Raw genomic sequence first — 22878 nt, forward strand, 5'->3', positions numbered from 1 at the left:
CTGCGTACAGTCACGCGGCCAACGCCAGGCCACCGCTGAGACTGTACGCCTGGTCGTGGCCGAGGCGGCGCAGGCATTGCGTGGCTTTCATGCTGCGGTTGCCGCTGCGGCAGAAAAATACCAGCGGCCGCTGCTCCTCGCGCAACCATACACTGGCTTGTCCCGCCAGGCGGCTCAACGGCACGCTATGCGCGACGCGGCCTCCCGGACCGGGCACGACGGTGGCGGCGAATTCATAAGCCTCGCGCACGTCGATCAACACCGCGTCCGGATGCGCGCTCAAAAACGCGTCGAGCTCGGCGCTATCGAGTTGCATGCCGGACTGCGCGACCAGTTGCGTCTCGGCAGTCAACATTGCCGACGAGCGCTTGGCCATACTCGCACAGAATTGATTTTGATCGTCGCGCGTTGGGCACAGCAAAGTGCGCGGACCGCTGACGGCCTCCATTGCCTGCTCGCGCGAGCCCGCGCTGAACGCGAAGCGAACAGCCGAGGCTGGCATGCGGTCGCCGTCGGCAACGCCCAGCAGATACGCGCGCGCCCCCTTGCCGGCGCCGACGGCCATGCTCACCAGCACTTGTGCGCCGAGCGTGATCGCGCGCGCGGGCGCGCCGCCCTCCAACGCCACCACCAGCGGCACCGGCGCGGCGGCCGGCCAACCGAATTCATCTACGGCACCGCCGGCATAATGATCGCCCAGCGCATCCACCAGCGACTGGCGGGCGGCGTCGGGCATGGTGCCGACGACGGCCAGCACGCGATAGTTCTGGCAGCGCACATACGAGGCGATGCGCGACGTCATCTCCGGCAACGGATCGATGACCACGCAAGCGCCGCTGGCCGCGTCCAGCACCAGCCAGCTGCACGCGCCTTCGACGCCCAGTTGCAGCAAGCCGTCGTGCGGCACGGCGGCGCTTTCGGATGGGATCAGGCAACTGGCGCGCAGCGCGGCGCCGCAGCGCTCGATGCGGGCACAGGCGGCGGCGATGGTCTGCTCGTCGGCCAACGGACCGAAGGACATGCGGATGGCGCCGGCGCTGCGCCACAACGGCACGCCCATCGCGTCGAGCACGTAGCTGGGCGCGGCCTTGGCCGAAGAGCAGGCGCTGCCGGCGCTGACGCGCACCTGGGCCGCGTCGAACACGTCCATCAACTCGCGGCTCGACAGGCCGGGCACGGAGAAGTTGAGCGTGGTCGGCAACGCCTTGTCGAACGGATTGTTGAACACCACGCCGGGCAAGGCCGCGCGCAGGCTGTCCGCCAGCCGCGCGCGGAAGCCCCACAGCTCGTCGTGGCTGCGGAAGGTGTCGCCACGTTCGAGCGCGGCCAGCACCACGCCCAGCGCGGCGATGCCGGCCATGTTCTCGGTGCCGGAACGCTGACCCGATTCCTGGCCGCCGCCCATGATCAGCGGCGTGAACGGCGCGCCGGCGCGCACGTACAACATGCCCACGCCCTTGGGCGCGTAAAGTTTGTGGCCGGAAAATGGCGCGTAGTCGATACGGGTGGCGGCGAGATTCAAACCCAGCTTGCCCAGCGCCTGCACGCAGTCGACCATCCAGTAGGCGGCCGTGCCGGTTTCCCTGATGACCGCCTCGATACCGTCGAGATCGCTGACGACGCCGGTTTCGTTGTTGGCGGCCATGGTGCAGATCAGCGCGGCCGAACCGGCCACCTGCCGCAGCAGCGCCAGATCGTGGGCGCCGTCGGCGTCTACCGGCAATTTATGCAGGGTCAGATTCAAGCCCAGCAAACGGTTCCAGTGCGCCAGGCTTTCCGGCACCGCCTTGTGTTCGGTGGCGCCATAGACCAGCAGGCTGCCGATGGCCTCGCCGCGCGCCTGGCGCTCGCGCAAGGCGACCAGCGCCGACAGCACCGAGGTCTGGATGCCTTCGGTGGCGCCGCTGTTGAACATCAGGCGGCCGTCGCCGACACCCAGCAGGCGCACCGCGCACGCACGCGTCTGGTCCAGCATGGCTTTGGCCTTGAGTCCGGTGGCGTGGGTGCTGCTCGGATTGCCGAAGCGTTGGCCCATGGCGTCGATGGCGGCGCCGATGGCCGCGGGCAGGACGGCGGTGGTGGCATTGCCGTCGAGGTAAATTTCAGTGGTCATGGTGTTCGCCGCGAAGAGGGATAGGTCAGCTGAACAGTTTACCCAAGCGCCAGGGTGAAAGTATGCCAAAATAGTCCGTCATTGTTCCACGTCTTAGCATGGGTATGCTTAACTATGGATCAATCCGGTAGAAATCAACTTTTCTTCCGTGGGGCCGAGCGATCCCTGATTCTGATAAAGTGCAGGATGTTCATTCTTCTTTTTCACCACATTCCACATGAATTCACTCGATAAATTCGACTGCGCCATCCTGGCGGCGCTGCAGGCCGACGGCACGCTCTCGATCGCCGCGCTCAGCGAGAAGGTCGGCCTGTCCAGCACGCCTTGCTGGAAACGGGTCAAGCGCCTGGAGGAGGAAGGCTATATCGAAAGCCGCGTCGCCATCGTCAACCGGCGCAAGGTCGGCTTGCCGGTGACGGTGTATGTCAGCGTGCGCACCGGCCAGCACGACGCCAAGTGGCTAGACCGCTTCGCCGCCGCCGTCATGGCCTTGCCGGAAGTGCAGGAATTCCACCGCATGAGCGGCGACGTCGACTACCTGCTCAAGGTCGTCACCACCGACATCGACGGCTACGACGCGTTTTACAAGCGCCTGATCAAGGTCGGCCAGCTCACCGGCGTGTCGTCGGCGTTCTCGATGGAACAGATCAAATACACGACGGCGCTGCCGCTGGAGCTGGTGTCCCACCACGAATCGCACCAATAAGGTGCAACGTGCGTGCATGAGCCGGCCCGGCATGGGATAATGCTCATTTAAAATACTCATTAAGCCCCATGCGCGCTTTCCTGGACCGTTGGCTGCCCAGCCCCACCACCGCCAGCGGCGCCGAACAGCTGCGTGCCGCCATCGGCGCCCTGTGCGGCCTGCTGGCCACCGCCGTCCTCAGCCACTTCCTGCTTGAGCCCAGCAGCGCCACCATCTTCATGGTCGCGCCGGTGGGCGCCTCGGCCGTGCTGTTGTTCGCGCTGCCCGCCAGCCCGCTGGCCCAGCCCTGGTCCGCCATCGGCGGCAACGTCGTCAGCGGACTGGTGGGCGCGGCCTGCGTGCGCTGGCTGGGCGACAGTCTGCCGCTGCCGGTGCTGTGCGGCGTGGCCGTCGGCGCGGCCATCGCCGCCATGTTCGCGTTGCGCTGCCTGCATCCCCCCGGCGGCGCGGTGGCGTTGACCACCGTCATCGGCGGCCCCGCCGTGCACGCGGCCGGTTTCGAATTCGCGCTGCTGACGGTATTGGTCAACACCGCGCTGCTGACGGGCATGGCCATCGTCTACAACAACTTGACCGGGCGCCGCTATCCGCACACGCAGCAGGCCGCCCATCCGAATCCGCACGGCACCGGGGACGCGGTGCCGACCGTGCGGCTGGGCTTCAAGCCCGAGGACCTGGACGCCGTGCTCAAGCAGCACGACCAGGTGCTCGACATCAGCCGCGACGATCTGGAATCGCTGTTCATGCAGACCGAGCAGCGCGCCTACCAGCGCCGCTTCGGCATCATCAATTGCGAGGACATCATGTCGCGCGACATCGTCAGCGCCGAGTTCGGCACCGACCTGGAGCAGGCGTGGCAGCTGATGCGGCGCCACCACGTGGCGGCCTTGCCGGTGCTCAACCGCGCGCGCAGGGTGATCGGCATCGTCACGCAAACCGACTTCCTCGACCATGGCGGCCTGGATAACTATGGCGACATCCGCCGGCAACTGCGGCGCTTCCTGCGCAAGAGCGGCGTCACGCACACGGAAAAAGCCGAGGTGGTCGGCCAGATCATGACGCACCACCCCACCACGGCGCAACTCGACACGCCCATCGTCGACCTGGTGCCGCTGATGGCCGACTCCGGCTTCCATCACATTCCGGTGGTTGACGCCGAGCAGCGCTTCGCCGGCATCATCACGCAGTCGGATCTGGTGGCGGCGCTATATGAGAGCCGTTTCGCGGAAGCTGCCGCGTAAGGTTAAAGCTTAGCGGATTAGCGCAGCGTAATCGGCCATTGCGTGCGCCGCCGGTCGCGCACGCATGGCCGATTACGGCGTTCCGCCTAATCCGCCCTACGTGGTTCTCGTGTCCGCCAGCTTGATACAATTTGTTTCTTGGCCGGTCGACGCTATGCCTTATGCTAGTCGCCGCCAGAGTTATCATTGATCAGGAAACAAAACATGAAGCATGCAACCCGTCTTGCCAGCGTCGCGGCCGCGCTCGCGCTGGTGTTCGTTCCAATTGGCAACAGCATCGCGGCCCCGGCGACCGCCGTGCCACGGGTTAGCGCCACGCCGGCGCACCAGGCGCTGCTCGCCATCGCCGACCAATACTACGACGCCGTCGCCCGCTACGAGCCGATCGGCGCCACCGAGAACGGCGACAACCGCTACGACGACCAGCTCGGCCTGAGCATCTCGCCGGGCAAGCGCGCGCTGCAGTTCAAGATGTACCGCGACTTCAGCAAGCGCCTCAAGACCATCAAGCGCGCCCACCTGAACGCCGAAGACCGCCTCAACCTCGACATCCTCGCCTACGAACTGCGCGGCCTGCTGGCCATGGAGCGCTTCCCCGAGCATCTGTTGCCGGTCACGCAGATGGACAGCGTACCGGTGGTGCTGGCCAACTACGCCGGCGGCGAGGCGTCGCAGCCGATCGCCACCGTCAAGGAATATGACGCCTACCTGAGCCGCATCTCGCAGATGCCGGCCTGGATCGACCAAGCCATCGCCAACATGCGCGAAGGCATGAAAAAAGGCATCACCCAGCCGAAGGCTATCATGGTCTCGGCGCTGCCTCAGTTCAAGAAGCTGGTCAGCGACACACCCGAAGCCAGCATCTTCTACACGCCGATCAAGAAACTGCCGGCCGGCTTCAGCGACGCCGACAAGCAGCGCCTGACGGCCGCCTACCGCAAGACCGTCGGCGACGACATCATGCCGGCGCTGGCCCGCCTGGCCACCTTCCTGGAAAAGGATTACCTGCCGGCCTGCCGCACCTCGACCGGCCTGGGCGCGCTGCCGGACGGCGCCGCCTGGTATCAGGCGCGCGTCGCCAACGCCACCACGACCACGCTCAAACCGGACGCGATCCACGCCATCGGCTTGCGCGAAGTGGCGCGCATCCAGCAGCAGTTCGCCGAGCTCGGCCCCAAGCTCGGCTACAACGGCCCGGCCAAGGGCCTGCCGGTGTGGGTCGCCGCGCAGGACAAGTTCCGCCCGTTCAAGACGGAGGCGGAAGTGCAGGCGGTGTTCCACAAGCTGAACGACGTGCTCGACACCAAGCTGCCGCAAATGTTCACCTTGATGCCCAAGGCCAAACTGGACCTGCGCCTGGAGCCTGAGCTGAGCCGCGCCACCGCGTCCGACCACTACACGGCGCCGGCCGGCGACGGCTCGCGTCCCGGCGTGTTCTGGTCGGTCGTCAACGATCCGACCAAGTACGGCAGCACCGGCATGACCACCCTGTTCCTGCACGAGGGCAAGCCGGGCCACCACTTCCACATCGCGCTGATGCAGGAACTGAACCTGCCCGACTTCCGCAAATACGGCGGCAACAACGCCTTCACCGAAGGCTGGGCGCTGTATTCCGAAACCCTGGGCAAGGAAATGGGCTTGTTCGACGATCCGGCGCAATACTTCGGCCATTTGAACGACGAGTTGCTGCGCGCCACCCGCCTGGTGGTCGACACCGGCATGCACGCGCAGGGCTGGACGCGCGAGCAAAGCATCCAGTACATGCACGACACCCTGGGCTACGACGACTACGCCAAGACCGAAACCGAACGCTACATGGCGTGGCCGGGCCAGGCGCTGGGCTACAAGATCGGTTCGCTCAAGATCGTCGAACTGCGCCACCGCGCGGAAGAGGCGCTGGGCGAGCGCTTCAGCCTGCCGAAGTTCCACGAAGTGGTGCTCGGCGACGGCACCGTGCCGCTGGCCCTGCTGGAGGAAAAGGTCGACCGCTGGATCGCGTCCCAGCGCTAAGTGCAAGGGCCGCCACGATGACGACATCGCGGCGGTCCCGCTTGCCGTGTTTTCACCGCATTTGTTACACGCTCCGCCAGCGTTGACACAAACATGCGCTACTTTGATCTATCGCAAGAACCCACCCGAAATACAAGCGCCCTCTTCCGGGTCGCGCAATACTTCGACTTTCATCAAGCCTGTCGAATGCGCACATGCACTCTCTCCTGCCCGCCATTGTCTCGCTACTCTTCCTGAGCTACGGGGCATACGTGTTGCACTCGCGGGGAGTGAGCCGGGTCAGTCTGACCTTATTTCTACTTTGCACCACCACCTTTTGCTGGCAGTTCTCGTGGGCGATTCTGTTCCAGATCCGCGACCCGGACGAGGCGCTCGCGGCGGCCAAGCTCGGCTATTTGCTGATCCTGTTCCTGCCGACCACCCTGTACCATTTCGTCGCCGAACTCACCGCCCAGCGCAGCGAACGCCGCTGGGTCGAACTGTCCTATCTGTTCGGCGGGCTACTGGGCGTGATCCTGCTGAGCAGCGACTGGCTCATCGCAGGCCTGTACGCTTACTTTTTCGGCTTTTATCCCAAGGCCGGTCCGCTGCACGTGTTGCACCTGCTGCACACGGTGCTCGTCGTCGGCCGCAGCCTGTGGCTGCTGTACCGCCGCCAGCAACTGGCCGTCTCGACCGAGAAGACCAGGTTGCGCTATTGCCTGGTCAGCATGCTGATTTACTTTTTCGCATCGGTCGATTATCTGTGCAACTACGGCGTGCAGTTTTATCCGCCGGGAGTGCTGTTCATCGCCGCCAGCCTCGGCCTGATCGCCCAGGCGATGGTCCGGCACAACCTGCTGGCCGACCCGATGGAGGTCGCCGCCTCGATCGCCCACGAGATGCGCACGCCGCTGGCCACCATCCGCAGCCAGTCGCGGGTGCTGGCCAAGTCGCTGCCGGAGCTGCTGGCCGGCTACCATCTGGCGGTCGAACACAAGCTGATCGAACCGACCTTGCAATCTGCGCAACTGAACTACCTCGGCAAGCTGACCCAGCACATCGACGCCGAGATCAGCCGCTCGAATTTCGTGGTCGACATGATGCTGGCCTCGGCGCGCGCCGGCATGCTCAGCCGTAGTGATTTTGCCAACCATTCGATCAAGAAATGCGTCGAGGAGGCGCTGGCCTGCTACCCGTTCGAAAGCTCGATGCGGGACAGGGTGGTGGTCAAGGGCGGACACGACTTCACGTTCTTCGGCTCGGACGTGCTGCTCGTCTACGTTTTATACAACCTGTTCAAGAACGCGTTGTACGCGATCAAATCGGCGGGGCGGGGAGAATTGGAGATCGCTTTCTTTATCGACGGCGCCGATAAAAAACTGCTGGTCACCGATACCGGCACCGGCATACCGGCCGATGTCCTGCCCCATGTTTTTGAACCGTTTTACAGCACTCGGCATAATGGCGGCGGCACGGGGATGGGGCTGGCGTTTTGCGAGCAAGTGATTACCGCGTTTGGCGGAAAGATTCACTGCGAATCCCAGGCCGGGCGATACACGCGGTTTTCTTTATCGTTCCCGCAAAGACAGGTTTCCGCCGCGTGGACGGATGAACAGGCGGTGAGGTATTAGATGGAATCTTAACCCGCGAAGATTAAATTGCCGCTTCCTCGTTGCTGACTTTTTCCAGATCGGATTCATCGCCCAGCACATAGATTTTCTGCTCGCGCAATACCTGCAGAATAAATGGCTGTTGCTCGCGCAGGCGACGCTTAAAATCGGGGATCGAATACAGGTTGGGATTGATTTTTCGGCGCAATAAGCGTTCGGCCACCGGCAGCCTGGATAATAACTCTCCGTAGCTGGTGTTATCCCCGATCAGCAACAACTCCACGGGCGTATCCATGCCCTCGTGCTCCTTGGCCGTCGCGCCATACACAAAGGCAACGTTCAATACATGCTGCAGCGGCGCCAGTGCCGAATTCAATACACTGACCAGGCCGAAGGTTTTCTTGACCAGGCTGCTTAATTCCCCGAACACGATGCAATCCTTGTTGGGTTTGAAACGGCGCACATTACCGATGCGTTCCGACGTGATGACACCGGACTCGTGCAGGCGTTTGAGCTCGCGCTGGGCCGATGCGCTGCCCAGTCCGGTCAGCCGCATGATCTCGTTCAAGTGGAAACCCTGATTGACACGTACAAAGAGCAAGCCCAGCAGTTTCTGCTGGGCGGGGGTGAAGAGGGCTTGAGCGATCATGAGCCAGATCTTAGCATGAACGAACTAATTGCTGGCGCAAACTCCGGGGTCAGGTCCACCAATGCTATACGGACTATACCGTGGGGCACGGCGCGCGTGCGCGCGGTTGGCGGTGTCGGCGGCGCTTGGCCGATTACGGCGTGCCGCCTAATCCGCCCTACGTGTCTCCGGGGTGGCGCGGCCGCCAGAGGCCCCAGGCGTATGTTTCAATTTATGTCGCTCGGGTTCTGGTTTTTTGCAGGCTTTAAATGTTTCGGTCTGCTCTTTTAAGTTATTTCACTAACGGTACCTAATATATTTCTTGGCTCGAATAAAAAAACGGCACCCGAGGGTGCCGTTCTATATTGCGCTTTATTTCTATTACGCTTCGCCGTCGTGCGGGGCAACCGTTTCGGTCGCTTCCACATCGCCGCCGGACATCGAGGCTTTTTCTGCCAGCAGCAGAGCTTGACGCTCTTCCACTTCCCACTGCTCTTTCTCTTTGCGAGCGCGGTGGAATGCCAGACCGGTGCCGCCTGGAATCAGACGACCAACGATGACGTTTTCTTTCAGACCGCGCAGACCATCGCGCTTGCCCATGATTGCGGCTTCCGTCAGAACGCGGGTGGTTTCCTGGAACGATGCGGCCGAGATAAACGAATCGGTCGACAGCGATGCCTTGGTAATACCCAGCAGAACGTTTTCGTAGGTTGCGGGGATCTTATTCTCCACATTCATACGGTCGTTTTCATCCAGCAGTTCCGAACGCTCAACCTGCTCGCCAACGATATAGTTGGTGTCGCCGGCATTAACGATCTGAACGCGACGCAGCATCTGACGCACAATGACTTCAATGTGCTTGTCGTTAATCTTAACGCCCTGCAGACGATAAACGTCCTGCACTTCGTCGACGATATAACGGGCCAGCGCTTCGATACCCAGCAGACGCAGAATGTCTTGTGGATCGGCCGGGCCGTCGACAATCATCTCGCCCTTGTTCACCACCTGGCCGTCGTGCACCAGCACTTGCTTGTCCTTGGTGATCAGGAACTCGTGCTTGTTGCCGTCCATGTCCGTGATTTCCAGACGCTGCTTACCTTTGGTTTCCTTACCGAATGCAACCGTACCGGTCACTTCAGCCAGCATACCCGCGTCCTTCGGCGAACGTGCTTCGAACAGCTCGGCAACGCGCGGCAGACCACCGGTAATATCGCGGGTCTTCTGCGATTCGGTCGGGATACGTGCCAGCACTTCGCCGACCGATACCGCCTGGCCGTCTTTGACCATGATCAGCGCGCCGACCTGGAAGCCGATCGCCACCGAGTGTTCGGTGCCGGCGATCTTGACTTCTTCGTTCGAGTCGTTCAACAGTTTGACCTGTGGACGCAGCGTTTTGGTCAACGAACCGCGACGTTTCGCATCGATGACGACCAAAGTCGACAGACCGGTCACTTCGTCGACCTGACGGGCAACGGTCACGCCTTCTTCGACGTTCTCGAAACGCACCACACCGGCGTACTCGGTGATGATCGGACGGGTCAGCGGATCCCAGGTCGCCAGGGCCGTACCGGCCTTGATGACCATGCCGTCCTTGACGATCAGGGTCGCGCCGTACGGCACCTTGTGACGCTCACGCTCACGGCCGTGGTCGTCGGTGATCAGCACTTCGCCCGAACGGGAAATGACGATTTGCGCGCCCTTGCCGTTGGTGACGTAACGCATCGTCGAGGTGAAACGGATGGTACCGTTCGACTTCGCTTCGACCGACGAGGCCACCGCCGCACGCGACGCCGCACCACCGATGTGGAACGTACGCATGGTCAGCTGGGTACCTGGTTCACCGATCGACTGCGCGGCGACCACACCGACGGCTTCGCCGGCGTTGACCAGCATGCCACGGCCCAGATCGCGGCCGTAGCACTTGGCGCACAGGCCGAAGCGCGTGTCGCACGTCAGCGGGGTGCGGACCTTGACTTCATCGATCGACAGACGCTCGATCTCTTCGACCATGTCCTCGTCCATCAGGGTGCCGGCTTCGTACAGCGTAGCCTGGGTTTCCGGATTGACGACGTCGTTGACCACCACGCGGCCGAGGATACGGTCGCGCAGCGCTTCGATAACCTCACCACCCTCGACCATCGCCTTCATCAAGGTGCCGTTGGTCGTGCCGCAATCATCTTCGATGACGACCAGATCCTGGGTCACGTCGACCAGACGACGGGTCAGGTAACCCGAGTTCGCGGTTTTCAGCGCCGTATCGGCCAGACCTTTACGAGCGCCGTGGGTCGAGATGAAGTACTGCAAAACGTTCAGACCTTCGCGGAAGTTCGCGGTGATCGGCGTTTCGATAATCGAACCGTCCGGTTTCGCCATCAGACCACGCATACCGGCCAGCTGGCGAATCTGCGCCGCCGAACCGCGGGCGCCCGAGTCGGCCATCATGTAAATCGCGTTGAACGATTCCTGGGTCGACTTGGTGCCGTCGCGCTTGATGACGTCTTCCACTTTCAGCTGGTCCATCATGGCCTTGCCGACTTCGTCCGAGGTCTTGCCCCAGATGTCGACGACCTTGTTGTAACGCTCGCCGGCGGTGACCAGACCCGAAGCGTACTGCTGCTCGATCTGTTTGACTTCGGATTCCGCGGCCGAAATCAGGGTCACTTTTTGTGGCGGTACCAGCATGTCGTCCACGCAGATCGAAATACCGGCACGGGTCGCCAGGCGGAAGCCCGACTGCATCAGTTGGTCGGCAAACACGACCGTCGCGCGCAGGCCGCACTTACGGAACGAGGTGTTGATCAGCTTGGAAATTTCTTTCTTTTTCAGCGCGCGGTTCAGCACCGAGAAAGGCAGGCCTTTCGGCAGGATTTCCGACAGGATGGCGCGGCCGATCGTGGTCTCGTAACGCGTCACGGTGCGGACGAATTCGCCCGTCGCCGGATCCTTTGGATGCTCGACGATACGCACGGTGATGCGGGTCGTCAGTTCCACTTCCTTGTTGTCGTAGGCACGGATGACTTCCGACACGTCCTGGAACAGCATGCCTTCGTTTTTCGCGTTGATCGCTTCGCGGGTCGCGTAGTACAGACCCAGCACGATATCCTGCGAAGGAACGATCGACGGTTCGCCGTTCGACGGGAACAGGATGTTGTTCGACGCCAGCATCAGCGTACGCGCTTCCATCTGCGCTTCGATCGACAGCGGAACGTGCACAGCCATCTGGTCACCGTCGAAGTCGGCGTTGAATGCCGCGCAGACGAGTGGGTGCAGTTGGATGGCCTTGCCTTCGATCAGGACCGGCTCGAAAGCCTGGATACCCAGACGGTGAAGGGTTGGCGCACGGTTCAGCATGATCGGGTGTTCGCGGATCACGTCTTCCAGGATGTCCCAGACGACCGGCTCTTGAATCTCGACCAGCTTTTTAGCGGCCTTGATCGTGGTAGCCAAGCCCATCAGTTCCAGCTTGTTGAAGATGAACGGTTTGAACAGCTCGAGGGCCATCAGCTTCGGCAGACCGCACTGGTGCAGTTTCAGCTGCGGACCCACCACGATGACCGAACGGCCCGAGTAGTCGACGCGCTTACCCAGCAAGTTCTGACGGAAACGACCGCCCTTACCTTTGATCATCTCTGCCAGCGATTTCAGCGGACGCTTGTTGGCGCCGGTCATCGCTTTGCCGCGACGGCCGTTGTCCAGCAGCGAGTCGACCGCTTCTTGCAGCATGCGCTTTTCGTTGCGCGTGATGATCTCTGGAGCACGCAGCTCCATCAGACGCTTCAGACGGTTGTTACGGTTGATCACGCGGCGATACAGATCGTTCAGATCCGAGGTCGCGAAACGGCCGCCGTCCAGCGGGACCAGCGGACGCAGTTCCGGCGGCAGCACCGGCAGCACTTCCATGATCATCCACTCAGGCTTGATGCCCGAACGCTGGAACGCTTCCAGCACTTTCAGACGCTTGGCGTATTTCTTGATCTTCGCTTCGGACTTCGATTCCTTCAGTTCCACGCGCAGGGTCTCGGCATCGCGGTGGATGTCGATCGAGCGCAGCAGTTCACGGATACCTTCGGCGCCCATGAAGGCGGTGAAGTCGTCGCCGTACTCTTCGTACTTGGCGGCGTAGTCGTCTTCCGACATGATCTGGCACTTCTTCAGCGGGGTCATGCCTGGATCGGTGACCACGTATGCTTCGAAATACAGCACGCGTTCGATGTCCCGCAGGGTCATGTCCAGGACCATGCCCAGACGCGACGGCAGCGATTTCAGGAACCAGATGTGGGCGGTCGGCGAGGCCAGCTCGATGTGGCCCATGCGCTCGCGGCGCACCTTGGCCAGCGTGACTTCAACGCCGCACTTTTCGCAGATCACACCGCGGTGCTTGAGGCGCTTGTACTTGCCGCACAGGCATTCGTAGTCCTTGATAGGACCAAAGATCTTGGCGCAGAACAGGCCGTCGCGCTCAGGCTTGAAGGTACGATAGTTGATGGTTTCCGGCTTTTTAACTTCGCCGTAGGACCACGAACGGATTTTTTCAGGCGAAGCGAGACCGATCTTGATCGCGTCAAAGGTCTCGTTCGTCTGTACTTGCTTGAATAGATCGAGCAGTGCTTTCATGTATCACTCCAGAGGTGATTAAACTTCTAATTCCTGAGACTACATCGCCCGGACTGGTTACCCAGCCGGGCTTTGCGTTTCTCAAACCAAACGACAGTGTTTCCTGTCTTTTAGTTTCGTTCGAGGTCGATATCGATACCCAGCGAACGGATTTCCTTGACCAGCACGTTGAACGATTCAGGCATACCGGCGTCGATCACGTGGTCGCCTTTGACCAGGTTTTCGTACACTTTGGTACGGCCGTTGACGTCATCGGACTTCACGGTCAACATCTCTTGCAGCACGTACGATGCGCCGTACGCTTCCAGTGCCCACACCTCCATCTCACCGAAGCGCTGGCCGCCGAACTGGGCTTTACCACCCAGCGGCTGCTGCGTCACCAGCGAGTACGGACCGGTCGAACGCGCGTGCATCTTGTCGTCGACCAAGTGGTGCAGTTTCAGCATGTGCATCACGCCAACGGTGACCTTGCGCTCGAACGCTTCGCCGGTGCGGCCGTCGTACATCGTGACCTGGTTCTTCGACGGGGTCATGCCCAGCTTCGTGGCGATCTCGTCAGGGTACGCCAAATCCAGCATGCGGCGGATTTCCGACTCGTGCGCGCCGTCGAACACCGGAGTGGCGAACGGAACACCCTTTTTCAGGTTGTTCGCCAGCTTCATGATCTCTTCGTCGTCGAACTGGTCCAGATCTTCCGGACGGCCGTTCTCGTTGTAGACGGTGGTCAGGAACTTGCGCATCTCTTCGACCTTGATCTGCTGTTGCAGCATCTCGCCGATACGGATACCCAGGCCTTTTGCCGCCCAACCAAGGTGGGTCTCGAGAATCTGACCCACGTTCATACGCGAAGGAACACCCAGCGGGTTCAGCACCACGTCCGCCGGCGTGCCGTCGGCCATGTATGGCATGTCTTCGACCGGCACGATACGGGAAACCACACCCTTGTTACCGTGGCGACCCGCCATCTTGTCGCCCGACTGCAGGCGGCGCTTAACGGCCAGATACACTTTGACCATTTTCTGCACGCCAGGTTGCAGCTCGTCGCCTTGCGTCAGCTTCTTGCGCTTCTCTTCGAAGGCCAGATCGAACTGGTGACGCTTCTCATTGATCGATTCCTTGATCGCTTCGAGGGCGGTGGCGGCCGTATCGTCGGCTGGACGGATGTCGAACCAGTGGTAACGGTCCAGATCATCCAGGTATTCCTTGGTGATCTTGGCGCCTTTGGCCAGCTTCTTCGGACCGCCGTTGACGACCTGGTTGATCAGCATTTTTTCCAGACGCTGGAAGGCGTCGCCCTCCACGATACGCATCTGGTCGTTCAAGTCGAGGCGGAAACGCTTCAGTTCATCGTCGATGATCTGTTGCGCGCGCTTGTCGCGGACGATGCCTTCGCGGGTGAACACTTGCACGTCGATGACGGTGCCGATCATGCCCGATGGCACGCGCAGCGAGGTGTCTTTGACGTCCGAAGCCTTCTCGCCGAAGATCGCGCGCAGCAGCTTCTCTTCCGGGGTCAGCTGGGTTTCGCCTTTAGGCGTCACTTTACCGACCAAGGTGTCACCGGCTTGCACTTCGGCGCCGATGTAAACGATACCGGACTCATCCAGACGAGCCAGCTGGTTCTCGGCCAGGTTCGAGATGTCGCGGGTGATTTCTTCCGCGCCCAGTTTGGTATCACGAGCAACGACGCTCAGTTCTTCGATGTGGATCGACGTGTAACGGTCGTCCTTGACGACGTTTTCCGAGATCAGGATCGAATCCTCGAAGTTCAGACCATTCCATGGCATGAAGGCCACGGTCATGTTCTGGCCCAGCGCCAATTCACCCAGGTCGGTCGATGCGCCGTCGGCGATCACGTCGCGCTTGGCCACACGGTCGCCCACCTTGACGATAGGACGCTGGTTGATGTTGGTGTTCTGGTTCGAACGGGTGTACTTGATCAGGTTGTAGATGTCGACACCGACTTCGCCGGCGGTTGCTTCGTCATCGTTCACGCGAATCACGACACGGCCCGCATCGATGTAGTCGACGATACCGCCGCGCAGGGCCTGCACGGTGGTGCCCGAGTCGACTGCCACGGTGCGTTCGATACCGGTACCGACCAGTGCTTTTTCAGGGCGCAGGCAAGGAACGGCCTGGCGCTGCATGTTGGCACCCATCAATGCGCGGTTCGCATCATCGTGTTCCAGGAATGGAATCAGCGACGCGGCGACGGACACGATCTGGCCTGGCGCGACGTCCATGTACTGGATGCGCTCCGGCGACACCAGAATGGTTTCGCCGGCTTCACGGGCCGAGACCAGCTCGTCGCTCAAGGTGCCTTCGGCACTGATGGTCGCGTTCGCCTGAGCGATGATGTAGCGGCCTTCTTCGATCGCCGACAAATAATCGATCTGGTCGGTGATCTTGGAACCTTCGACCTTGCGGTACGGGGTTTCCAGGAAGCCGTATTCGTTCAGGCGGGCGTACAGCGCCAGCGAGTTGATCAGGCCGATGTTCGGGCCTTCAGGCGTTTCGATCGGGCACACGCGGCCGTAGTGGGTCGGGTGCACGTCGCGCACCTCGAAGCCGGCGCGTTCGCGGGTCAGACCGCCAGGTCCCAGGGCGGAAACGCGGCGTTTGTGCGTGATTTCCGACAGCGGGTTGGTCTGGTCCATAAACTGCGACAGCTGCGACGAACCGAAGAATTCGCGGATCGCGGCCGAGATCGGCTTGCTGTTGATCAGGTCGTGCGGCATCAGGTTGTCCGCTTCGGCCTGGCCGAGGCGTTCCTTGACGGCGCGCTCGACGCGCACCAGGCCGGCGCGGAACTGGTTTTCGGCCAGTTCGCCGACGCAACGCACGCGGCGGTTACCCAGGTGATCGATATCGTCGACTTCGCCGCGGCCATTGCGCAGTTCCACCAGGATCTTGATCACGGCCAGCACGTCTTCGTTCGACAACGTCATGGCGCCGGTCAGTTCGTCGCGGCCGATGCGGCGGTTGAACTTCATGCGGCCGACGGCGGACAGGTCGTAGCGGTCGGCGCTGTAGAACAGGCCGTTGAACAGCGCTTCGACCGAGTCTTCCGTTGGCGGTTCGCCAGGACGCATCATGCGGTAGATCGCGACACGGGCGGCCATCTGGTCGGCGGTGTCGTCGATGCGCAGGGTTTGCGAAATGTAGGCGCCCTGGTCCAGATCGTTGGTGTACAACGTTTGGATTTCGCTGATGTTGGCTTCGCGCAGGCGGCCCAGCACGTCTTCGGTCAGCTCGTCGTTGGCGGACGCGACGACTTCGCCGGTCTCCGGATCAACGATGTTCTTGGCCAAGACGCGGCCCAGCAGGTAGTCTTCCGGCACGGAAATATGCTTGATGCCGTTCGATTCGATGTCGCGCACGTGCTTGGCGTTGATGCGCTTGTCCTTCAGCACCAAGGTCTTGCCTTCCTTGTTGACGATGTCGAAGCGGGCGACTTCGCCACGCAGACGCTCGGCAACGAATTCCATCTCCGCGCCTTCCGAACGCAGGTTGAAATTGTCGAAGACGAAGAAGTTCGCCAGGATTTGCTCGTGCGACATGCCGATAGCCTTCAGCAGTATCGTCACCGGCATTTTGCGGCGGCGGTCGACGCGGAAGAACAGGATGTCTTTCGGGTCGAACTCGAAGTCCAGCCACGAACCGCGGTAAGGAATGATACGCGCGGAGAACAGCAGTTTGCCCGACGAGTGGGTCTTGCCGCGGTCGTGCTCGAAGAACACGCCAGGGGAGCGATGCAGCTGCGAAACGATGACGCGCTCGGTACCGTTGATGACGAACGAACCGGTGGTCGTCATCAAAGGCAGTTCGCCCATGTAGACTTCCTGTTCCTTCATCTCTTTGACGACCGGCTTGGTCGGCGATTCCTTGTCCAGGATCACCAGACGCACCTTGGCGCGCAGCGGCGACGCGAACGTCAGACCACGCAGTTGGCATTCCTTGACGTCGAAGGCGGGATCGCCCAGGACATACGACAGGAATTCGAGACGCGCAAAGCCATTGTGCGAAACGATAGGGAATATCGAGGTAAAGGCCGACTGCAGGCCGTCGTTCTTGCGGGTCGACGGTGCGACGTCTTCCTGCAGGAAACTATGGTAGGACTCGAGCTGGGTAGCCAGCAGGAACGGAACGTGGTGAACGTTGGCGCGCTTCGCGAATGATTTGCGAATGCGTTTCTTCTCAGTAAATGAGTAGTGCATGGACACTCCGTGAGTGACAGAAAGGATAAAAAATTCAGGTTTTGCCAGTGCGCGGATGATCAATGTCAATCGATCCACAGCCACTTCAGCAACAATCTCGGCTGCATGTCACACAGACGAAACCTGAAATCTCTACCATTTCCAGCTGATTTGAATAAACTACTAACCACTGCAGCGTCGGACAATACGCTACAAATACGACGAGGACGACAAAGGAGCCAAAGCCGGATTTCCTCCCTTTCGAAAGGAAATCCGCAGCTTTGGCTCGAGGCGCTAACTAGCCGCCGTACAACTTGATTACTTCAGTTCAGCCTTGGCGCCAGCTTCTTCCAGCTTCTTCTTAGCGGCTTCAGCGTCAGCTTTCGACAGGGCTTCTTTGACGGTCTTAGGAGCGCCATCAACCACGTCTTTGGCTTCTTTCAGGCCCAGACCGGTGATTTCGCGAACTGCTTTAATGACGCCAACTTTGTTCGCGCCGATTTCGGTCAGAACAACGTTGAATTCGGTTTGCTCTTCAGCAACCGCGCCAGCTGCGGCGCCGCCAGCTGCTGGAGCTGCCATTGCTGCGGCCGAAACGCCGAATTTTTCTTCGAAAGCTTTGACCAGTTCGTTCAGGTCCATTACGGACATTTCGCTAACTGCTGCCAGGATGTCGTCTTTGCTAATTGCCATTTGAAACTCCAATAATTTATTGATTCGTTAGTACATCAGATTGGTACTTGAGAAAAACCCGCCCCGACCAAGGTGTTACCACCCCGCCGGGACACAGACGCTATTAAGCGGCTGGGGCTTCTTCTGTTGCAACTTCTGCAACAGGAGCGCCTTCGGATTTTTTCGCTGCCAGAGCAGCCAGACCACGTGCAAAGCCCGACACCGGAGCCAGCATAACGCCCAACAACTGCGAAATGAGGACTTCACGGCTAGGAATGCTCGCCAACGCGGTAACAGCTGCTTTATCCAGCTGTTTGCCTGCGTAGTTACCTGCGGTGATGACCAGTTTGTCGTTGGTTTTAGCGAAGTCAGCGATGACTTTAGCTGCTGCAACGGCATCGTCCGAGATCGAGTAGATCAACGGACCGGTCATGCTGTCTGCCAGGCTGGCGAACTGCGTGCCTTCGACGGAGCGACGAGCGAGCGTATTTTTCAACACACGCAGGTACACGCCTTGAGCGCGCGCTTTGGCACGAAGTTGCGTCAAGTGAGCAACCTGGATGCCACGATATTCGGCCACGACGATAGTTTGCGCAGTTGCTACTTTTGCGGAAACTTCGGCGACGACGGCCTTTTTGTCATTCAGATTGAGACCCACGGTCAACCTCCTTAAATGATGACGGGCGAAAAGCCTGCCATCGGTTCGAACAACGGCGTCCGAGGTTTAGGAGTCCAATGGACTACGAAACTTGATCGGGTACACCATCTGCGTTGGGCGGAAAATCCAATTAACCCGGCGCCTGCCTGCTGCGCTGAGCCCAACGGTCTTTGATTGTCTGGCCGCTACTGCAAGCAGTCTCGACCAGCCCAAAGAACTGCCCCATGCGACTGAGCCGCACGAGGACTTGATTTTTAAAACTTAGGCAGCCAGGGTAGCCTGGTCGACACGGACGCCAGCGCCCATGGTCGACGACAGGGAAACCTTGCGCAGGTAAACACCTTTGCTCGATGCCGGCTTGGCTTTGTTCAGCGCGTCGATCAGGGCAACCAGGTTGCTCTTCAGATCGGCGTCGGCGAACGATTTGCGGCCGATCGTTGCGTGGATGATACCGGCTTTGTCGGTACGGTACTGGACTTGACCGGCTTTCGCGTTTTTCACGGCGGTAGCGACGTCAGGGGTAACAGTGCCGACCTTCGGGTTAGGCATCAGGCCGCGCGGGCCCAGGATTTGACCCAGGGTACCGACGATACGCATGGTGTCTGGCGAAGCGATGACGATATCGAAAGGCATGTCGCCGGCTTTGACGCGCTCGGCCAGGTCTTCCATACCAACAACATCGGCGCCGGCGGCTTTAGCCTGCTCGGCTTTTTCGCCCGAAGCGAACACGGCGACGCGAACGGTCTTGCCGGTGCCGGCTGGCAGCACGACGGAACCGCGAACGACCTGGTCCGACTTCTTAGGATCCACGCCCAGCTGTACCGACACGTCGATCGATTCGTTGAACTTGGCGGTAGCCAGTTCTTTGATCAGAGCAACAGCATTGTCGAATGCATAGGTCTTGGTGCTATCAACTTTGGATTTGATAACTTTTGCGCGTTTGGACAGTTTTGCCATGATTACAGACCTTCCACCGTGATGCCCATCGAACGTGCGGAACCAGCGATGGTGCGTACAGCAGCATCCATGTCGGCAGCGGTCAGATCTGGGGTTTTCAATTTAGCGATTTCTTCAGCTTGAGCGCGGGTCAGCTTACCGACTTTGTCGGTATGTGGCTTCGGCGAACCTTTGGTGATACCCGAGTGTTTCTTGATCAGGTAGGTCGCTGGAGGCGTCTTCATCACGAAGGTGAACGACTTGTCGGCGAACGCGGTGATGACGACCGGAATCGGCATGCCTGGTTCCATACCCTGGGTCTGCGCGTTGAACGCTTTGCAGAATTCCATGATGTTCAGACCGCGCTGACCCAGCGCTGGACCGATCGGTGGGGATGGGTTTGCTTTACCAGCTGGCACTTGCAGCTTGATAAAACCAATGATTTTCTTTGCCATGATGGCTCCTATCTTGGGTATGAGTAGTAGCGCCCCGCCACGCGATCAATTGCGGGGCGGGGCTCCTCTGGTGCCAGATTGTCGGGGTTTTTACACCGTCGCCCGTTCTGGCGAACGGTTGTTTATACTTTTTCGACCTGGCCGAATTCGAGCTCGACTGGTGTGGCGCGGCCGAAGATGGTGACCGAGACGCGCACTTTCGATTTCTCGTAGTTGACTTCCTCGACGTTGCCGTTGAAGTCGGTGAACGGGCCATCCTTGATGCGGACTTGCTCGCCCACTTCGTACAGCACTTTTGGCCGTGGCTTCTCGACACCCTCTTGCATCTGCTGCATGATCTTGTCGATCTCGCGCGCTGGAATCGGGGTCGGCTTGTTCGATTTGCCGCCGATGAAGCCGGTCACCTTGTTGGTGTTTTTCACCAGGTGCCACGTCTCGTCGGTCATTTCCATCTCGACCAGGACGTAGCCCGGGAAGAAACGACGCTCGGTGACGGACTTTTGACCGTTCTTGACTTCGACCACTTCTTCGGTCGGCACCAGGATCTGGCCGAACTGGTCTTGCATGCCGGCGCGTTCGACGCGCTCGGTCAGCGCGCGCTGCACGCTTTTTTCCATACCGGAATACGCATGAACAACGTACCAGCGCTTGTTGCTCACCGGAACGCTTACCGGCGCCGCGACGGCTTCGGTCGCCGGCACGTCGCCGGTCACCGGTTCGCCTGCCGCATCATCTTGCACGTTTTCGTTCATTATTTTCGTATGCCCAGAATGAGATCGTACAACAGGAATTCCAACGTCTTATCCGTGCCCCACAGGAACAGCGCCATCACCAGCACGAAGGCAAAAACGATGCCCGTGATCTGGGTTGCTTCGCGACGGGTAGGCCAAACGACCTTTTTCGTCTCGCGTACGGCTTCTTTGGCGAAATTCAGGAAATCACGGCCAGTCGACGAAGTCCACAAGAGCAGAACGGCAAAAGCCAAACCAGCTACAAGTGCGCCTGCGCGTACGAGAGCTGGTTTGTCTGACAGGTAATAAAACCCCACCACGCCTGCGATTGCCACGGCTATTGCCAGTGCAACCTTAATCTTGTCATTCGACGTGCTGACGGTCTGCACGGATTGATTTGACATTTAATTTACTTTCGGTGCCCTGCACCTGAAAACGGTGGCAGGGACGGAGGGCATCGAACCCCCAACCTTCGGTTTTGGAGACCGACGCTCTGCCAATTGAGCTACGTCCCTACGTAAAACTACAAAGGATATCGATTATACCACCAGAGACGCCCCTGGTGGTAAGCCGGATATTCCTTAAGCGATGATCTTCGCAACAACACCTGCACCAACGGTACGGCCACCTTCGCGGATTGCGAAACGCAGGCCTTCTTCCATCGCGATCGGGTTGATCAGCTTGACGGTGATCGACACGTTGTCGCCTGGCATAACCATTTCTTTGTCCGCTGGCAGTTCGATCGAACCGGTCACGTCAGTCGTACGGAAGTAGAACTGTGGACGATAGTTGTTGAAGAACGGGGTGTGACGGCCGCCTTCATCTTTCGACAGGACATAGATCTCGCCGGTGAAGTGGTTGTGCGGCTTGATCGAACCTGGCTTGGCCAGAACCTGGCCACGCTGTACGTCTTCACGCTTGGTGCCGCGCAGCAGCAGACCGACGTTGTCGCCGGCTTGACCCTGGTCCAGCAGCTTGCGGAACATTTCCACGCCGGTGCAAGTGGTCTTGACGGTGTCGGTGATACCAACGATTTCGATCTCTTCGCCGACCTTGATGATGCCGCGCTCGATACGACCGGTCACAACGGTACCGCGACCCGAGATCGAGAACACGTCTTCCACTGGCATCAGGAAGGCGCCATCGACTGCGCGCTCTGGCGTAGGGATGTACGAATCCAGTGCATCGGCCAGGCGCATGATCGCGTCAACGCCCATTTCGCCTTCTTTGCCTTCCAGCGCCATACGGGCCGAACCTTTGATGATAGGCACGTCGTCGCCTGGGAATTCGTATTTCGACAACAACTCGCGAACTTCCATTTCGACCAGCTCCAGCAGCTCGGCGTCGTCGACCAGGTCGCACTTGTTCAGGAACACGATGATGTATGGAACGCCAACCTGGCGGGCCAGCAGGATGTGCTCGCGGGTCTGTGGCATTGGGCCGTCAGCTGCGGAGCAAACCAGGATCGCGCCGTCCATCTGTGCCGCGCCGGTGATCATGTTTTTGATGTAGTCGGCGTGGCCTGGGCAGTCAACGTGTGCGTAGTGGCGGGCAGCGGTTTCGTACTCGACGTGCGCGGTGTTGATGGTGATGCCGCGTGCTTTTTCTTCCGGAGCCGCATCGATCTGGTCGTATGCTTTAGCTTCGCCGCCGAATTTCTTCGACAGAACGGTTGCGATCGCAGCGGTCAGGGTGGTCTTGCCGTGGTCGACGTGGCCGATGGTGCCGACGTTGACGTGCGGCTTGGTCCGTTCGAATTTACCTTTTGCCATTTTAGACTCCTAACGATTTGGTGTGATTGCCCGGGCTCGCGCCCGACTGTCTGTGAATACTGCTGAATTTTTTGCTGAATTTGCTACTGCGATACTGCTATATATCTGCCGACGTGCTGCTTATTTCCTGTGCACTGCGAATTCTGGTGCCCTTTACGTGGATTGAACACGTGGCCTCTCCCTTACCAAGGGAGTGCTCTACCACTGAGCTAAAAGGGCTGATTGGGTACTGCCATTTGATGCCCTGCCTGCGCATCTGCATTGCAACAACACTGGAGCGGGTGAAGGGAATCGAACCCTCGTCGTAAGCTTGGAAGGCTTCTGCTCTACCATTGAGCTACACCCGCGAGGTATCGTTCATTTCACTTTTGCTACTCAGTCTCACCGCAACAACTTGGTGGAGGGGGCTGGATTCGAACCAGCGTACTCATAGAGAACAGATTTACAGTCTGTCGCCTTTAACCACTCGGCCACCCCTCCGCGAGGAACCGCAGAGTATGAAGCAATTACTTTGACCTGTCAACCCTCCAACAACGCTTGGACTGCGATATTTT

At 60.0% G+C, this 22878-nt stretch carries 15 protein-coding genes and 4 tRNA genes; 4 read left to right on the plus strand and 15 right to left on the minus strand.

All coding sequences use genetic code 11. The annotated features are described in order from the left end of the window. Nucleotides 1-10 precede the first annotated feature (10 nt). Nucleotides 11-2113, minus strand: a complete 2103-nt coding sequence (locus AC07P1_RS05570; protein WP_494694867.1) for an aminotransferase class V-fold PLP-dependent enzyme — start codon at nucleotides 2111-2113, stop codon at nucleotides 11-13. A 217-nt stretch (nucleotides 2114-2330) separates the two neighbouring features. Here AC07P1_RS05570 and AC07P1_RS05575 point away from each other — a divergent pair, with 217 nt between their 5' ends. The 4 genes from AC07P1_RS05575 to AC07P1_RS05590 all read left to right on the plus strand — a co-directional run bounded on the left by AC07P1_RS05575 (nucleotide 2331) and on the right by AC07P1_RS05590 (nucleotide 7683). After that, entirely contained in the window at nucleotides 2331-2819 is a 489-nt protein-coding gene (locus tag AC07P1_RS05575) for an Lrp/AsnC family transcriptional regulator (RefSeq protein ID WP_494694868.1), read from the plus strand. Nucleotides 2820-2887: 68 nt separating this feature from the next. Continuing rightward, nucleotides 2888-4060, plus strand: coding sequence for an HPP family protein (locus tag AC07P1_RS05580; RefSeq protein ID WP_494694869.1), 1173 nt, complete (start codon nucleotides 2888-2890; stop codon nucleotides 4058-4060). Nucleotides 4061-4264: 204 nt separating this feature from the next. Beyond that, nucleotides 4265-6070 carry a DUF885 domain-containing protein gene (locus tag AC07P1_RS05585; RefSeq protein WP_494694870.1) on the plus strand — a complete coding sequence of 602 codons (1806 nt, stop codon included), beginning with the start codon at nucleotides 4265-4267 and terminating at the stop codon, nucleotides 6068-6070. A 194-nt stretch (nucleotides 6071-6264) separates the two neighbouring features. Beyond that, nucleotides 6265-7683: a sensor histidine kinase gene (locus AC07P1_RS05590; RefSeq protein ID WP_494694871.1), complete on the plus strand. Its 1419-nt coding sequence runs from the start codon at nucleotides 6265-6267 to the stop codon at nucleotides 7681-7683. Nucleotides 7684-7705: 22 nt separating this feature from the next. Here AC07P1_RS05590 and AC07P1_RS05595 read toward each other — a convergent pair whose 3' ends face one another. The 14 genes from AC07P1_RS05595 to AC07P1_RS05660 form a co-directional block, all read right to left on the minus strand. Next, a complete protein-coding gene (locus tag AC07P1_RS05595) occupies nucleotides 7706-8311 on the minus strand; it encodes an ArsR family transcriptional regulator (protein ID WP_494694872.1) in 606 nt (201 codons plus the stop codon). Nucleotides 8312-8671: 360 nt separating this feature from the next. Next, on the minus strand, nucleotides 8672-12904 hold the full coding sequence (rpoC, locus tag AC07P1_RS05600; RefSeq protein ID WP_494694873.1) for a DNA-directed RNA polymerase subunit beta': 4233 nt from the start codon (nucleotides 12902-12904) through the stop codon (nucleotides 8672-8674). 110 nt (nucleotides 12905-13014) lie between these two features. Continuing rightward, a complete protein-coding gene (rpoB, locus tag AC07P1_RS05605; RefSeq protein ID WP_494694874.1) occupies nucleotides 13015-17121 on the minus strand; it encodes a DNA-directed RNA polymerase subunit beta in 4107 nt (1368 codons plus the stop codon). A gap of 297 nt (nucleotides 17122-17418) precedes the next feature. Further along, nucleotides 17419-17793, minus strand: a complete 375-nt coding sequence (gene rplL, locus AC07P1_RS05610; RefSeq protein ID WP_090325689.1) for a 50S ribosomal protein L7/L12 — start codon at nucleotides 17791-17793, stop codon at nucleotides 17419-17421. A gap of 103 nt (nucleotides 17794-17896) precedes the next feature. Then, the gene (gene rplJ, locus AC07P1_RS05615) at nucleotides 17897-18430 is read right to left on the minus strand and encodes a 50S ribosomal protein L10 (protein ID WP_494694875.1); all 534 of its coding nucleotides are present in this window, start codon (nucleotides 18428-18430) and stop codon (nucleotides 17897-17899) included. A gap of 261 nt (nucleotides 18431-18691) precedes the next feature. Continuing rightward, nucleotides 18692-19387 (minus strand): 50S ribosomal protein L1, encoded by a 696-nt coding sequence (rplA, locus tag AC07P1_RS05620; protein ID WP_090325687.1) that lies wholly within the window; start codon nucleotides 19385-19387, stop codon nucleotides 18692-18694. 2 nt (nucleotides 19388-19389) lie between these two features. Further along, complete coding sequence (gene rplK / locus AC07P1_RS05625) at nucleotides 19390-19821, minus strand: 50S ribosomal protein L11 (protein ID WP_090325685.1); 432 nt, start codon at nucleotides 19819-19821, stop codon at nucleotides 19390-19392. Between the two features lie 122 nt (nucleotides 19822-19943). Next, complete coding sequence (gene nusG, locus AC07P1_RS05630) at nucleotides 19944-20573, minus strand: transcription termination/antitermination protein NusG (RefSeq protein ID WP_494694876.1); 630 nt, start codon at nucleotides 20571-20573, stop codon at nucleotides 19944-19946. Continuing rightward, the gene (gene secE / locus AC07P1_RS05635) at nucleotides 20573-20956 is read right to left on the minus strand and encodes a preprotein translocase subunit SecE (protein WP_471708483.1); all 384 of its coding nucleotides are present in this window, start codon (nucleotides 20954-20956) and stop codon (nucleotides 20573-20575) included. The genes nusG and secE overlap by 1 nt, the downstream gene beginning before the upstream one ends. A 35-nt stretch (nucleotides 20957-20991) precedes the next feature. Continuing rightward, nucleotides 20992-21067 (minus strand) — tRNA-Trp (locus AC07P1_RS05640). A gap of 66 nt (nucleotides 21068-21133) precedes the next feature. After that, nucleotides 21134-22324 (minus strand): elongation factor Tu, encoded by a 1191-nt coding sequence (gene tuf, locus AC07P1_RS05645; RefSeq protein ID WP_090325678.1) that lies wholly within the window; start codon nucleotides 22322-22324, stop codon nucleotides 21134-21136. A gap of 144 nt (nucleotides 22325-22468) precedes the next feature. Beyond that, a tRNA-Thr gene (locus AC07P1_RS05650) sits at nucleotides 22469-22543 on the minus strand. 54 nt (nucleotides 22544-22597) lie between these two features. Next, nucleotides 22598-22671, minus strand: a tRNA-Gly gene (locus AC07P1_RS05655). Between the two features lie 48 nt (nucleotides 22672-22719). Next, a tRNA-Tyr gene (locus tag AC07P1_RS05660) sits at nucleotides 22720-22804 on the minus strand. Nucleotides 22805-22878 lie beyond the last annotated feature (74 nt).

This window comes from Duganella sp. GW821-FHT07F09 (assembly GCF_059418705.1).

What these genes read in the sequence shown, in the direction of transcription:
- AC07P1_RS05570 (WP_494694867.1), bottom strand. Translation starts at nt 2,113, where the DNA reads ATGACCACTGAAATTTACCTCGACGGCAATGCCACCACCGCCGTCCTG.
- rplK (WP_090325685.1), bottom strand. Translation starts at nt 19,821, where the DNA reads ATGGCAAAGAAAATCATTGGTTTTATCAAGCTGCAAGTGCCAGCTGGT.
- AC07P1_RS05580 (WP_494694869.1), top strand. Translation starts at nt 2,888, where the DNA reads ATGCGCGCTTTCCTGGACCGTTGGCTGCCCAGCCCCACCACCGCCAGC.
- rplA (WP_090325687.1), bottom strand. Translation starts at nt 19,387, where the DNA reads ATGGCAAAACTGTCCAAACGCGCAAAAGTTATCAAATCCAAAGTTGAT.
- rpoC (WP_494694873.1), bottom strand. Translation starts at nt 12,904, where the DNA reads ATGAAAGCACTGCTCGATCTATTCAAGCAAGTACAGACGAACGAGACC.
- rpoB (WP_494694874.1), bottom strand. Translation starts at nt 17,121, where the DNA reads ATGCACTACTCATTTACTGAGAAGAAACGCATTCGCAAATCATTCGCG.
- tuf (WP_090325678.1), bottom strand. Translation starts at nt 22,324, where the DNA reads ATGGCAAAAGGTAAATTCGAACGGACCAAGCCGCACGTCAACGTCGGC.
- rplL (WP_090325689.1), bottom strand. Translation starts at nt 17,793, where the DNA reads ATGGCAATTAGCAAAGACGACATCCTGGCAGCAGTTAGCGAAATGTCC.
- AC07P1_RS05595 (WP_494694872.1), bottom strand. Translation starts at nt 8,311, where the DNA reads ATGATCGCTCAAGCCCTCTTCACCCCCGCCCAGCAGAAACTGCTGGGC.
- AC07P1_RS05575 (WP_494694868.1), top strand. Translation starts at nt 2,331, where the DNA reads ATGAATTCACTCGATAAATTCGACTGCGCCATCCTGGCGGCGCTGCAG.
- AC07P1_RS05590 (WP_494694871.1), top strand. Translation starts at nt 6,265, where the DNA reads ATGCACTCTCTCCTGCCCGCCATTGTCTCGCTACTCTTCCTGAGCTAC.
- secE (WP_471708483.1), bottom strand. Translation starts at nt 20,956, where the DNA reads ATGTCAAATCAATCCGTGCAGACCGTCAGCACGTCGAATGACAAGATT.
- nusG (WP_494694876.1), bottom strand. Translation starts at nt 20,573, where the DNA reads ATGAACGAAAACGTGCAAGATGATGCGGCAGGCGAACCGGTGACCGGC.
- AC07P1_RS05585 (WP_494694870.1), top strand. Translation starts at nt 4,265, where the DNA reads ATGAAGCATGCAACCCGTCTTGCCAGCGTCGCGGCCGCGCTCGCGCTG.